Below are 13,822 nucleotides of genomic sequence, written 5' to 3' on the forward strand. Positions count from 1 at the left end.
TTCCGAGACGCCGTCCATGCTCCGTCGCGCCGCCCGCTTCCTGCCCATCGCGCTCGCCCTCGCCGCCTCCACCGCGACCGCGCAGCCGCGCCTCGACCAGCCGGCGGCGCCCTCCATCGCCGACCGCGCCGTCGCCGGCTACCGCTACGAGCGCTTCGAGCTGGCGTCGCTCGACGGTGCGCGCCACTACCGGGTGCAGGTGGCGATCCCGGACCGGCCCGCGCCGGCCGCCGGATTCCGTTCGGTGTGGCTGCTCGACGGCAACGCCGCGTTCCCGGCGATCGCCGATGCCGATGTCCAACGGCTGCTGGCGAGCGGCGACGCGCCGGTGATCGTGGCGATCGGCCCGGCGACGGGGCTGCGCCTGGACGTCGAGGCCCGCGCCTTCGACTACACCCCGGCGGCGCCCGGCGGCGGCCCGGAACCGGACCCGGACCGGCCCGGCCGCACCGTCGGCGGCGCGGAGGTCTTCTTCGCCCTGCTCGAGGACGCCATCCGTCCCCGGGTCGAGGCGCTGGCGGCGCTGGATCCCGGGCGCCGCACGCTGTGGGGCCATTCCTACGGCGGCCTGTTCGTGCTGCACACGCTGATGGCGCATCCGCACGCGTTCTCGCACTGGGTCGCGGCGAGCCCCTCGCTGTGGTGGCAGGACGGCCGCATCCTGGCCGCCGCCGCGCGCTGGGCGGGACCGGCATCGCCCGCGGCCGAGCACGTGCTGGTCCTGCACGGCGGCGACGAGCACGCCGATGCGCAGCGTCGCGCCGGAATCCGGGCTGCCGCCGATCCGCGTGCCGCCGAACGCGCACGCCGTCTCGCCGCCGCGCCGGCCGACGCCGGGCCGGCGCTGGTCGAACGCCTCGACGCCCTGGCCCGGGTCGACGCGACCTACCGCACCCTTCCCGGCCTCACCCACGGCCAGACCCTCGACGCCAGCGTGCCGGTCGCGCTGGGGTTCTGAGAGGCGGTGGGACGGGGGTGAGGCGGTGGTGGTGGGGCGGGAATGGGGAATCGGGACCTGAGGCGTCGTGCGGTGCCCGTGGCTCCCCACGCGACCGACCTCCTGTAGGAGCGGCTTCAGCCGCGACCGGCGCCACGCCCCACGCCGCCGCGTCGGGGGCTGAAGCCCTCCCACATCGGGTCGAGGCGAGAACCGCCGCGCGAGGCCGTTGCGCGAAGGGCGGTGGTGGTGGGGCGGGAAGGGGGAACCGGGACCCGAGGCGTCTTCCGGTGCTGTGGCGCCCCACCCACCCGGCCTCCTGGGGGAGGGGCTTCAGCCCCGACTGCGCCCCGCGCTGATGCAAACCTCCGTCGCGGCTGAAGCCCCTCCCACAGCGCGTGCCGGGTCGCGGCAGAAGCGTGCCGTGGATGCGCACGGCGCTCCGAAGCGTGACCGGATCGACTCAATCTTCCGCGGCGGCGGCCGATAGCGGGGCGTTCTCCGGCGGTCCGCCCAGGGCGGAGCCGGCCCCTCCCTTCCGTCCTGCCCGGAGCCCGACATGCTCGAAGCCATCCTCTGCGCAGGCGTGCTCGCGCTGGCGCTGACCGTGGCCTGGCTGCTGGCGGCGGTGTCGCGGCACAAGGCCCGGGCCACGGAACTCGAAGGCGACCTGGAGGCAGCCGAGGCGAAATGCCGCCAGGTGCAGCAGACCATGCAGCAGGCGCTGCTCGAGGCGCGCCGCCCGGTCGTGGTGGCGCCGTCGGCACCGCCGCCGCGCCGCCTGCCGCGGGCGCAGCCCGCCGCGGAGGGACAGCGCCCGGACAAGCGCATCGTGGTGGAGGTCAGCGCGCCGGACGCCACGCCCTGGCGCATGGTGATCGACCGCCTCGGCGATGCGGCGCGCATGCTGGTGCAGGCCTCGGCCGGCGACGACCTGCGCGGCCTGCACGGCTGGAACGGGCACGGCGACGTGCGCTTCGCGTTCGGCGTGGCCGGTCCCTATCCCTATCCGACCCTGCCGACGGTGCGCGAAGGCGCGACCGGCACCACGCGCAGCGAGACCGGCGCCAGCCGCGCGCTGCTGCCGGTCGAGGAGCTGATCCGCAAGGCGCGCCTCGACGAGCTGCAGGCCAACTACCTCGGCGGCGCCTTCCGCCAGCTCGCCGCGCTGCGCGAGGCCGCGGCCGGCGTCGGCCACGCCGCCGGCCTCCCCGACCACGAGCGCCGCGCGCTGCTGCGGGCGCTGGAGGCATGTGACCTGTACCTGTGCAAGTTCGTCGAGCTCGTCGAGCCGGAGGCCAGCGGCGCCTTCGCGCCGCCCTTCGACGTCGACAGCGGGCTGCTGCCGGCGCCGGGCCCGCAGCCGCTCAACGAGCTCTACCAGCGCCTGGACGGCCCCGCCGCCGGCGCCTGTCCCAATTCGCCGCTGGCCCTGGCCGGCGACGGTGCGCCGCCGCGGGTGTGGCGGGTCGACGCCGCCCAGGCGCATCCCGACGGCGGCCATCCGCTGGAACCGGTCTACGAGGCGCGCACCCCGCGTGCGCCGATCACCGTCCCCGCCGCCGCCCTGCATCCCGTCGCCGCCGCCGGCTGAGCACCGCCGGCCGGCGTCGCACGCCGCCACAAGACGACGGACGGTCGCGCGGTCGCAGCCGGCGAGACCCTCGGCGGTGAAACTGCCCGTCCTGCGCGCCGCGACTGGCTCCGCGGATGCGGCCGAACCGTCATCGCCGGGCGCGCCCCGGCGCATCCAAGAATGCCGCAAAGCCGCCTGCCACGCGCCTTCCCGGGCGAAACAGGCAGTTGGCCGCCGAGGCCGGACGAGCACCAAATCTTGTGTTGACCCCCCGGGGGGACCCCACTATCTTGGGTGCCCAGCACGCCGGCAGGCCTCGACCGCTGGCGTTACCGATGGCGCTCGCAGCACGCGATCGCACCGGCCGCCGGGGGACGGCCGCGCGATCCGTCCATGTCGGGCGCGACCGCGCGGCCTGCCGCGCCCGCTCCTCATCCTGTCGCCTCCACAAGGACCGAGACCATGAATCCCGACGCCGTCGCCGCCCCGTCGTCCGCGCCCGAGACCGCTTCCGCCCCGCCGGCCGCCCCGGCCCGTGGCGAAGCCCCCGCGTTCAACCTGACCGCGCCGCATTCGGCGACGGCGATGACCGTCACCAAGCGCAACGGCTCGCGCGAGCCGGTCGATCTCAACAAGATCGTGCGCGCGATCGGCCGCAGCGCCGAGGGCCTGTACGAGATCGACCCGATGCGCGTGGCCACGCGCACCATTTCCGGCCTCTACGACGGCGCCTCCACGCGCGAGCTCGACGAGCTGTCGATCCGCACCTCGGCGCTGCTGATCGGCGAGGAGCCGGAGTACGGCCGCCTCGCCGCGCGCCTGCTCGCCGCCTACATCGACAAGGAAGTGGCCGGCCAGGAGATCCACGCGTTCTCGCAGTCGGTCGCGCGCGGCCACGAGCTGGGCCTGATCTCCGACCGCCTGCTGAACTTCGTGCAGACCAATGCGCGCAAGCTCAACGACGCGATCGACAGGGAGTACGACAAGCGCTTCGACTACTTCGGCCTGCGCACGCTCTACGACCGCTACCTCGTGCGCCACCCGACCGCGCGCCACGTCATCGAGACCCCGCAGCAGTTCTTCATGCGCGTGGCCTGCGCCCTGTCGGAGGACGTGCAGGACGCGCTGGCGCTGTACCAGCGCATGGCCTCGCTCGACTACATGCCCTCGTCGCCGACCCTGTTCAACGCCGGCACCAGCCACGAGCAGCTGTCGTCGTGCTTCCTGCTGGATTCGCCGACCGACACGCTGGAGTCGATCTACTCGCGCTACGCCGACGTGGCGATGCTGTCGAAGTTCTCCGGCGGCATCGGCCTGTCCTACACCCGCGTGCGTTCGCGCGGCTCGCTGATCAAGTCCACCAACGGCCACTCCAACGGCATCGTGCCGTGGCTGAAGACGCTGGATTCCTCGGTCGCGGCGGTGAACCAGGGCGGCAAGCGCAAGGGCGCGGCCTGCGTCTACCTGGAGCCGTGGCACGGCGACGTCGAGGAGTTCCTGGAGCTGCGCGACAACACCGGCGACGAGTCGCGCCGCACCCACAACCTCAACCTCGCCAACTGGATCCCCGACCTGTTCATGAAGCGGGTCGAGGCCGACGGCATGTGGTCGCTGTTCGACCCGAAGGCGGTGCCGGAGCTGACCGACCTGTGGGGCGAGGCCTTCGAGCGCGTCTACGAGCAGGCCGAGGCCAAGGGCCTGGCGGTGCGCCAGGTCAAGGCGCGCGAGCTGTACGCGCGGATGATGCGCACGCTCGCCGAGACCGGCAACGGCTGGATGAACTTCAAGGACAAGTCCAACCGCGCCTGCAACCAGACCGCGAAGCCGGGCAACGTGGTGCACCTGTCCAACCTGTGCACCGAGATCCTCGAGGTCACCTCCCAGTCGGAGACCGCGGTGTGCAACCTCGGCTCGATCAACCTCGGCCAGCACGTCGAGCGCGCCGAGTCGGGCGCGTACTACTTCGACTACGACAAGCTCGCCGAGACCGTGCGCATCGCCGTGCGCCAGCTCGACCGCGTCATCGACCTCAACTTCTACCCGATCGACACCGCGCGCCAGGCCAACCTGCGCTGGCGCCCGGTCGGCCTGGGCGCGATGGGCCTGCAGGACGTGTTCTTCAAGCTGCGCCTGCCGTTCGACTCGGACGCCGCGCGGGCGCTGTCGGCCAAGGTCGCCGAGGAGATCTACTTCCACGCGCTGTCGGCCTCCAGCGAACTGGCGCAGGAGCACGCGCCGCACCCGTCGTTCAAGGACACCCGCGCCGCCCAGGGCGAGCTGCAGTTCGACGCCTGGGGCGTGGTGCCCGCCGACGCCGCGCGCTGGGACGCGCTGCGCGAGCGCATCAAGGCCACCGGCCTGCGCAACTCGCTGATGATCGCGATCGCGCCGACCGCGACCATCGCCTCGATCTCCGGCTGCTACGAGTGCATCGAGCCGCAGGTGTCGAACCTGTTCAAGCGCGAGACGCTCTCGGGCGACTTCATCCAGATCAACAAGTACCTGGTCGCCGAGCTCAAGAAGCTGGGCCTGTGGACCGCCGAGCTGCGCGACCGCATCAAGCTCGCCGACGGCTCCATCCAGGGCATCGCCGAGATCCCCGAGTCGCTGCGCCTGGTCTACCGCACCGCGTGGGAGCTGCCGATGCGCTCGCTGATCGACATGGCCGCCGACCGCGGCGCCTTCATCGACCAGTCGCAGTCGCTGAACCTGTTCATCGAGAGCCCGAACATCGGCCAGCTGTCGTCGATGTACATGTACGCCTGGAAGAAGGGCCTGAAGACCAGCTACTACCTGCGCTCGCGCCCGGCCACCCGCATCGCCAAGACCACGGTGTCCTCGCCGGCCAAGGCCGCCATCGACCAGACCCAGGCCAACGCGGCGGTGGTCTGCTCGCTGGAGAACCCCGAGAGCTGCGAGGCCTGCCAGTAAGACGAGGAGCGGGCGGGCAGGAGTGGGGAACGAGGGCTGCGGCCCTCGGCACCGCACGACCTTCCGCCGCCTCCCGCGCAGCGCCGTCGGCCCCGCCCGGCTGCGCCTCCGCCACACCACTGCATTCCGGTAACGCCCATGAACGCCAACCTCACCGAGACCGCGGCCGCCGCCGCGTCCCACGCCTCCTCGCCCGCGCCCCGGGCCCGCCAGATGCTGCTCGATCCGGGCTTCGAGCTGACCCTGCGCCCGATGCGCTACCCGCAGTTCTACGAGATGTACCGGAACGCCATCAAGAACACCTGGACGGTGGAGGAGATCAACTTCCAGATCGACATCACCGACCTGCACTCGAAGATGACGCCGGCCGACCGCCACCTCATCCATCGGCTGGTCGCGTTCTTCGCCACCGGCGACTCGATCGTGTCCAACAACCTGGTGCTGAACCTGTACCAGCACCTCAACGCGCCGGAGGCGCGCATGTACCTGTCGCGCCAGCTCTACGAAGAGGCGCTGCACGTGCAGTTCTACCTGACCCTGCTCGACAACTACCTGCCGGATCCGGCCGAGCGCACCAAGGCCTTCGCCGCGGTCGACAACATCCCGTCGATCAAGAAGAAGGCCGAGTTCTGCTTCAAGTGGATGGACACCATCCAGAACCTCGACCGCATCGAGACCCGCGACCAGCGTCGCCAGTTCCTGCTCAACCAGATCTGCTTCGCGGCCTGCATCGAGGGCCTGTTCTTCTTCGCCGCCTTCGCCTACGTCTACTACTTCCGCTCGCGCGGGCTGCTGCCGGGCCTGGCCTCGGGCACCAACTGGGTGTTCCGCGACGAGAGCGCGCACATGGACTTCGCCTTCGAGGCGGTGCAGACCGTGCGCAACGAGGAGCCGGACCTGTTCGACGCGGAGATGAAGCAGCAGGTCTACGACATGCTGGCCGAGGCGATCGAGTGCGAGGTGCAGTTCGCCGAGGACGTGCTCTCCGGCGGCGTGGCCGGCATCTCCACCCGCGACATGCGCCAGTACCTGCAGCACTGCGCCGACAACCATTTCCAGCGCCTGGGGATGGAGAAGGTCTACAACGTCCGCAACCCGCTGCCGTTCATGGAGCTGCAGGACATGCAGGAGCTGACCAACTTCTTCGAGCGCCGCGTGTCGGCCTACCAGGTCGGCGTGCAGGGCGAGGTCGGCTTCGACCACGCGTTCTGAACGCACGCGGCGGGCGCCTTGGCGCGCCCGCCGATCCGGCGCCGCACCCGCGGCGCCGCGCATCGGACTCAAGTCGCGGCCAGCGCGGCCGATGACGGGGCGATCCTCCGAGGTCGCCGTCCATGGCCACCGCCCGCTCCGGTACATCCCCCGGCCCCGCCCGTCTTCCCGTGCCGACCCTGGCTGGTCGGCGGCGGCTGCGCGCGTGCCTGGCGGTGGCGGCGCTGGCCTGCGCGGTCGCGGCCGGCGGCGTCGCCGCGCAGTCGTTCCCGCTGCGCGGCTACGGCACCGCCGACGGCCTGCGCAGCCTCAGCGCCTCGTGCCTCGCCGAGGATGCCGACGGGGTGCTCTGGGTCTGCACCTACAGCGGCCTGTACCGGCACGACGGCGATCGCTTCGAGCGCATCGACGCCGCCAGCGGCCTGCGCGATGCGGTGATCCTGGACGTCGCGCCGGACCCCGCCGGCGGGCTGTGGATCGGCGGCGCCGCCGACCTCTATCGCTGGACCGGCGAGCGCGCCGAGCGCGTGGCCGGCGTCGACGGGCGCGGGCTCGCGGCGGATGCCGGCGCCAGCATCGCGGCGCTGGCCGACGGCGCGGTGGTGCTCAGCGGCGAGCGCGCGCTGCGGGTCGTGGCCGACGGCGCCGGCGGCTGGCGCACGGGGCCGCTGTTCGACGCCGCCACCGAGGCCGCGACGCCCGCGCTGCGCAGCCTGGGCGCGGTGTATGCCGACGGCGGCGCGCTCTGGTTCGGCTGCGGCGAGGGCATCTGCCGCCGCGCGGAGGACGGTGCGATCGCGACCTTCGGCCCCGCCCAGGGCGTGGCGGCGGACACCTGGACCGACTTCCTGCGCGACCGCGGCGGCCGCCTGTGGGCGCGCAGCCCCCTGCACGTGGCGGTGCTGGAGCCCGGCGCCGCGGCCTTCGCCGAGCGGCCGCTGCCGGTCGCGCTCACCACCACCACCAGCAACCTCGACATCGTCGAGGACGCGGCCGGGCGCATCCTCACCCGCACCGACAGCGGCCTGGCGCGCTGGGCGGATGGCCGCTGGCAGGTCTTCGACGCCCGCAACGGCCTGCCCGACGGCGCCGCCACCGCGCTCGCGAGCGGGCGCAACGGCCAGCTGTGGATGGCCTACCCGGGCCACGGCGTCCTGCGCTGGCTCGGCTACGGCCGGATCGAGAACTGGGACGCCACGGTCGGTCTCACCGGCACGCCGACCTGGTCGATCCTGCGCGACGCCGACGGCCGCATGCTGATCGGCAACAACACCGGCGGTGGCCGCATCGACCCTGCGGCCGGCCGCGTGGTCGACTGGCAGCTCGGCGGCGACACGCCCGCACGCACCGTGGTCGGGCTCACCACCGGACCGCGCCAGGCGCTGTGGGTGACCCTGTTCCGCGGCCAGCTGCTGCGCCGCGACGCCCGCGGTACCGCGCTCGTGGCGACCCTGCCGCACCGGATCAAGCGCGCCTTCTTCGACCGCGACGGGCGCCTGTGGCTGTGCACGCTGCGCGGCGTGTACCGCATCGACGACCCGCTGCGCGACGGCACGCCGCGCCGGGTCGAGGACGTGCCCGAGGTCGGGTTCGGCGATGGGATGCAGGACGCCGCGGGCCGGGTGTGGCTGGCCGGCAAGCCCGGCCTGTTCCGCTACGCCGACGGGCGCTGGACGCGCATCCGCGTCAGCGGCGACGTCCCCAGCCAGCGCTTCGACAAGCTGTCGGTCGGCAGCGACGACGTGCTCTGGGTCAGCGTCGACAACGCCGGCCTGTTCCGCGGCCGCGTCGACGGCGATGCGCTGCGGCTCGAGGCGGTCGACGATCCGCTGCTGGCGCAGAGCCTGCCGTACTTCATCCGCCACGACGTGCGCGGCCGGCTCTGGGTCGGCGGGAGCATGGGCGTCGACGTCCACGCCGATGGCCGCTGGGCCCACCTCGGCCAGGCCGGCGGCCTGGTCAGCGACGACGTCTCCGAGGGCGCGTTCTTCGCCGATGCCGACGGCTCGGTGTGGATAGGGACCTCGCTCGGCGTCACCCACGTGCTGGAACCCGAGGCGCTGTTCGCCGGCGCCCCGCTCGAGGTGCGCATCGCCCGCGCCGAACGCGGCGGGCAGCCGCTGGACGACGGCGCGGTGCTGCCCTGGGGCCGGCAGGCGGTGCGCCTGACCCTGTCGACCCCGGGCGTCGTCGGCAGCGACCTGCTGCGCTTCCGCTACCGCCTGCGCGGGCGCCAGGACGACTGGATCGAGACCGGCGCGCGCACGCTGGACTTCCCGGTGCTCGAGTCGGGGCAGCAGGTGATCGAGGTGCAGGCGATCGACCTCGGCCGCCGCCTGCGCTCCGGGGTGACGCACTTCGCGTTCCGGATCGCGCCGCCGTGGTGGCGCAGTCCGCCGGCGCTCGCCGCGTGGAGTGCGCTGGGCCTGCTCCTGCTGGGCGGCCTGTGGCGCTGGCGCGTGCGCCGGATCAGGACCCGCGAACGCGAACTCGAGGCGCTGGTCGCGGCGCGCACGCGCGAGCTCGAGGACGACAAGCGCGCGCTCGAGCAGGCCCGCGCCGCGCTGCAGGTGCAGGCCACGCACGACAGTCTGACCGGGCTGCGCAACCGCGCCGGCATCCTCGCCGCGCTGGAGCAGGAGTGCGCGCGGGCGCGGGCGGGCGGGCAGCCGCTGGCGGTCGCGCTGATCGACCTCGATCACTTCAAGCGCATCAACGACACCCACGGCCACCTCGCCGGCGACGCGGTCCTGGTGCAGATCGCGGCGCGCCTGAGCGCGCGCATGCGCGGCTCGGACACGGTCGGCCGTTACGGCGGCGAGGAGCTGCTGGTGGTCCTGCCGGGCCTGGTCGCGCCCGCCGGGGGCCGCCTGCAGGCGCTGCACGAGGCGGTGTGCGGCAGCCCGATGGAGATCGAGGGCGAGAGCCTGCGCGTCACCTGCTCGATCGGCGTGGCCTGGCTGCGCGCCGGCGACGCGCCGACCGCGCTGCTGCGGCGCGCCGACGCGGCGCTGTACCGCGCCAAGCACGCCGGCCGCGACCGCGTCGTCGCCGAGACCGCGGCCGACTGAACGCGCCGGCTCAGCCGCGGCCGGCGCCGAGGTGGCGCACCCGCGGCGGCGCCGGGTCGCGGTGCAGGGCGTGCAGGCGCGCCTGCAGGCGGCGCTCCTCGCCGGTGACGCGCTCGTGCTGGCGCAGGTGCTCCAGCCACGAGCCCAGCACGAAGGATTCCTGGTACAGGCCGGGCTCGGCCATGTCCTCGAACAGCCGCCATTCGAGCGCGCCGTCGCGGCGCCGGCTGCGGCCCAGGGTGCGCACCAGGTCGAGGAATTCGGCGCGGTCGGCGGCGTCGATGCGGTACTCCACCGTCACCAGCACCGGGCCGTGGTCGTCGGCATGCCCGGCGGCCACCGCCGGCTGCGGCCAGTGCGCCGAGGGCGCCACGTCCAGGCCCTCGGCCGCGGCCAGGCGGAAGCGCGTCGCCCACAGCGCGGCCACGACCGCACCGGCCGCGGCGGCGAGCAGCGCCCACGGCACGCCCGCGCGCTGGGCCAGCGCGCCCCACAGCAGGCTGCCGCTCGCCATGCCCAGCGAGAACACCACGATGTAGAGCGACAGCGCGCGCGCCCGCACCCACGCCGGCACTGCGCCCTGGACGGCGATCTGCAGCGAGGACAGCACGCTGATCCAGCCCATGCCGTTGGCCAGCAGCACCAGGCCCAGCGCCGGCACGTTGCGCAGCAGGGCGAGGCCGACCAGGCTCGCCGCGCACAGCAGGGTCGCGGCGAGCACCAGGCGGTCGCGGTCGACGCGCGCGCGCAGCCGCGGCAGCACCAGGGCGCCGCCGATCGCGCCGACGCCGATGCAGCCGAGCAGGACGCCGAAGGTGCCCGCGCCGGCGCCGAGGCTGCCGCGCACCACCACCGGCAGCAGCGCCGGCATCGCGCTGGCGAAGACGAAGAAGCTCGCCGCCTTCCACAGCACCGCGCGGAAGGCGCTGGCCTGGCCGGCGTAGCGCAGGCCGGCGCGCAGCGCCCCGGCGAAGCGCTCCGGCGGCAGCGTCGACACCCGCGCCTCGCGCTTCCAGCGCCACAGCACCAGCACCACGCCGAGGAAGGACGCCGCGTTCAGCGCGAAGGCCCAGGCCGCGCCGGCCTGCGCCACCACCAGGCCGCCGAGCGCGGGCCCGATCGAGCGCGCGATGTTCATGCTCACCGAGCCCAGCGCGACCGCCGGCGCCAGGAGCGGACGCGGCACCAGTTCCGGCGTGGTCGCCGCCTGCGCCGGCATCGCCAGTGCGGCGCCGGTGCCGAGCGCGAAGGTCAGCGCCAGCAGCGCCCACGGGCCCAATGCGTCGAGGTGCGCCAGCAGGGCCAGCGCCGAGGCCACCATCAGCATCCACAGCTGGGTCGCGATCAGGTAGCGGCGGCGGTCGACGATGTCGGCCAGGGTGCCGGCGAGCAGGGCGAACAGCACCACCGGCAGGGTGGTCGCCGACTGCACCGCGGCCACCATCAGCGGCGAGGCGGTGCGTTCGGCCATGACCCAGGCGGCGGCGACGTCGTTGACCCAGGTGCCGATGTTGCCGACCAGGATCGCCAGCCACAGCGCGCGGAAGGTCGGCACCGCCAGCGGCGCCCAGGGCCCGCCGTCGGAGTTGGCGGGCGGCACGTCGGGGGTGTCCGCCGTCGGCTGCGGAGCTGCGCTCATGGCGGCCCCCTCAGAACGCGAAACAGGCGCAGCCGAGCGCGCCCCAGAACCCCCGCAGGTCGCCTGTGGGCACGTTCGCGTGCGCGGCGTGGCCATGGCCATGCACGCGGCAGCCGGCGCCGTGCGCATGCGCGCCGGCGACGGCGGCGCCGGCCTGGGCCAGGGTGCCGCCGCGGTAGCCGCCGAAGGCGTTGACCGGCGACCAGTCCGGCATCGCCGCCGGCAGCGGCGGCGCGTGCGCGGCGAAGCCGCCGGTGCCGTGCACCACGCGCCCGCCGACCACGGTCAGCACGCTGGTGATGTCGGCGATGTCGCCCTCCGGCACCGTGAAGTAATCCGCCGACAGCAGCGCCACGTCGCCGAGCTGGCCGGGCGCGATGCGACCCTTGTGCGCGTCCTCGGTCGAGAACCAGGCGCTGCCCTGCGTCCACAGCCGCAGTGCCTGCTCGCGCTCGAGGCGGTTGTCGTCGCCGTACAGCGCCAGCCCGCCGACGGTGCGCCCGCTGACCAGCCAGTGCAGCGCGACCCACGGGTTGTAGCTCGCCACGCGGGTGGCGTCGGTGCCGGCGCCGACCGCGACGCCGGCGTCGAGCATGCGCCGCACCGGCGGGGTGTGCGCCGCGGCCTCGGCACCGTAGCGCGCGACGAAGTACTCGCCCTGGAACGCCATGCGGTGCTGGATCGCGATGCCGCCACCGAGCGCGGCGACGCGGTCGATGTTGCGCGGCGAGATCGTCTCGGCGTGGTCGAGGATCCAGTGCAGGCCGTCGAAGGGGATGTCGCGGTCGACCTTCTCGTAGACGTCGAGGACGCGCTCGATGCTCTCGTCGTAGGTGGCGTGGATGCGGAACGGCCAGCGCTTCTGCGCGAGCAGCCGCACCACGTCCTCGAGCTCGTCCTCCATCGGCGCCGGCAGCTCGGGCCGCGGCTGGCGGAAGTCCTCGAAGTCCGCCGCCGAGAACACCAGCATCTCGCCGGCGCCGTTGTGGCGGAGCATGTCGTCGCCGGTGCGCGGCGCCAGCATGCCGGTCCAGCGCTCGAAGTCGTCGCGCTCGCCGCCTGCGTTCTGGGTGAACAGGTTGTAGGCGATGCGCACGGTCAGTTCGCCGTCGGCGTGCAGCTGGCGGATGATCGCGTAGTCGTCGGGATAGTTTTGGAAGCCGCCGCCGGCGTCGATGACCGAGGTCACGCCGAGCCGGTTGAGCTCGCGCATGAAGTGTCGCGTCGAGTTGCGCTGGTATTCGGCGGGCAGCTTCGGGCCCATTGCCAGCGTCGCATAGAGGATCAGCGCGTTCGGCCTGGCCAGCAGCAGGCCCGTTGGATTGCCTGCCCTGTCGCGCTCGATGCGCCCGCCTAGCGGGTCCGGAGTGTTCCTGTCGTAGCCGGTGGCGCGCAGCGCGGCGCGGTTGAGCAGGGCGCGGTCGTAGAGGTGCAGGATGAACACCGGCGTATCCGGCGCCGCGGCGTTGATCTCCTCGAGCGTCGGCAGCCGCCTCTCGGCGAACTGGTGCTCGCTGAAGCCGCCGACCACGCGCACCCACTGCGGCGCCGGCGTGCGCGCGACCTGGGCGCGCAGCATGGCCATGGCATCGGCGAGGCTGCGCACGCCGTCCCAGCGCAGCTCGAGGTTGTAGTTCAGCCCGCCGCGGATGAGGTGGGTGTGGCTGTCGTTGAGACCCGGTACCAGGCGCCGCCCGCCGGCGTCGATCACCCGCGTGCGCGGCCCGGCGAGGGCCAGCACCTCGGCGTCGCCGCCGACCGCGGCGACCCGGCCATCGGCGATGGCCACGGCGGTCGCCGCCGGACGCGCCGGGTCGAGCGTGGTGACGCGGGCGTTGTGGATGATCAGGTCGCTCATGCTCGGACGCTCGCTTGCGAAGCCGCGGTGGGCGAAGCCCGCGGTGAGGCCCGCCGCGGCGCCGGCCAGCACGCGCCGGCGCCCGGGATGGTCAATCGAAGAGGCCATAGCCGATCTCGTGGCAGTGGCGCGCGCGGCGCCAGGCATCCAGCGACCAGGCACCCGGCCCGAGCAGGGCGACGGCGAGCAGGGCGCCGGTCCACAGCAGCGGGTACTCGATGCCGCCGTGCATCCAGAACCAGCCGCCATGCAGGTTGAGGAGCACGGTCACGGCGAGGAAGGCGGCGCCGAGCAGCGCCGCGCGCCGCGTCCACAGTCCGAGGGCGACGCAGGCGCCGGCGCCGGTCTGGACCAGGGCCAGCAGCAGTGGCATCGGCGCGGTATGCAGCAGGCCGAAGCCCTGCAGCTCCTGCGCGAAGCCGGCGAGCCCGGGACCGCCGAACCAGCCGAGCAGCTTGCCCAGTCCGTGCGGCAGCAGCAGCGCCCCGGCCAGGCCGCGCAGCACCAGCAGGCCGGCCGGCTGCGCCAGCGCGGGTCGCGGCCTGGCGCCGGCGGACGCGTCCCGCGGGAGGTCGTGGTGCGGATGTGCGGCCATGTC

General features: G+C 73.9%; 8 protein-coding genes. 5 read left to right on the forward strand and 3 right to left on the reverse strand.

Going from position 1 to position 13,822, the window contains the following annotated elements:
- The first annotated feature begins 16 nt into the window (after positions 1 to 16).
- The 5 genes from KB893_RS13275 (at position 17) to KB893_RS13295 (ending at position 9,727) form a co-directional block, all read left to right on the forward strand.
- On the forward strand, positions 17 to 958 hold the full coding sequence (locus tag KB893_RS13275; protein ID WP_211925082.1) for an alpha/beta hydrolase: 942 nt from the start codon (positions 17 to 19) through the stop codon (positions 956 to 958).
- Between the two features lie 538 nt (positions 959 to 1,496).
- A complete protein-coding gene (locus KB893_RS13280; RefSeq protein ID WP_211925083.1) occupies positions 1,497 to 2,531 on the forward strand; it encodes a hypothetical protein in 1,035 nt (344 codons plus the stop codon).
- Positions 2,532 to 3,098: 567 nt separating this feature from the next.
- Entirely contained in the window at positions 3,099 to 5,444 is a 2,346-nt protein-coding gene (locus KB893_RS13285) for a ribonucleoside-diphosphate reductase subunit alpha (RefSeq protein WP_211925112.1), read from the forward strand.
- 213 nt (positions 5,445 to 5,657) lie between these two features.
- Positions 5,658 to 6,656: a ribonucleotide-diphosphate reductase subunit beta gene (locus KB893_RS13290; RefSeq protein WP_211925113.1), complete on the forward strand. Its 999-nt coding sequence runs from the start codon at positions 5,658 to 5,660 to the stop codon at positions 6,654 to 6,656.
- Positions 6,657 to 6,826: 170 nt separating this feature from the next.
- The gene (locus tag KB893_RS13295; protein WP_211925084.1) at positions 6,827 to 9,727 is read left to right on the forward strand and encodes a diguanylate cyclase; all 2,901 of its coding nucleotides are present in this window, start codon (positions 6,827 to 6,829) and stop codon (positions 9,725 to 9,727) included.
- 10 nt (positions 9,728 to 9,737) lie between these two features.
- On the opposite strand, the gene KB893_RS13300 is transcribed toward KB893_RS13295, so the two are convergent.
- From KB893_RS13300 to KB893_RS13310, 3 genes are all read right to left on the reverse strand, one after another.
- Positions 9,738 to 11,366: an MFS transporter gene (locus KB893_RS13300; protein ID WP_211925085.1), complete on the reverse strand. Its 1,629-nt coding sequence runs from the start codon at positions 11,364 to 11,366 to the stop codon at positions 9,738 to 9,740.
- A 10-nt stretch (positions 11,367 to 11,376) separates the two neighbouring features.
- On the reverse strand, positions 11,377 to 13,224 hold the full coding sequence (locus KB893_RS13305; RefSeq protein ID WP_211925114.1) for an amidohydrolase: 1,848 nt from the start codon (positions 13,222 to 13,224) through the stop codon (positions 11,377 to 11,379).
- Between the two features lie 91 nt (positions 13,225 to 13,315).
- The gene (locus tag KB893_RS13310) at positions 13,316 to 13,819 is read right to left on the reverse strand and encodes a DoxX family protein (protein WP_211925086.1); all 504 of its coding nucleotides are present in this window, start codon (positions 13,817 to 13,819) and stop codon (positions 13,316 to 13,318) included.
- Positions 13,820 to 13,822: the final 3 nt, after the last annotated feature.

Source organism: Coralloluteibacterium stylophorae (genome assembly GCF_018122625.2).
GTDB classification, from domain to species: domain Bacteria; phylum Pseudomonadota; class Gammaproteobacteria; order Xanthomonadales; family Xanthomonadaceae; genus Coralloluteibacterium; species Coralloluteibacterium stylophorae.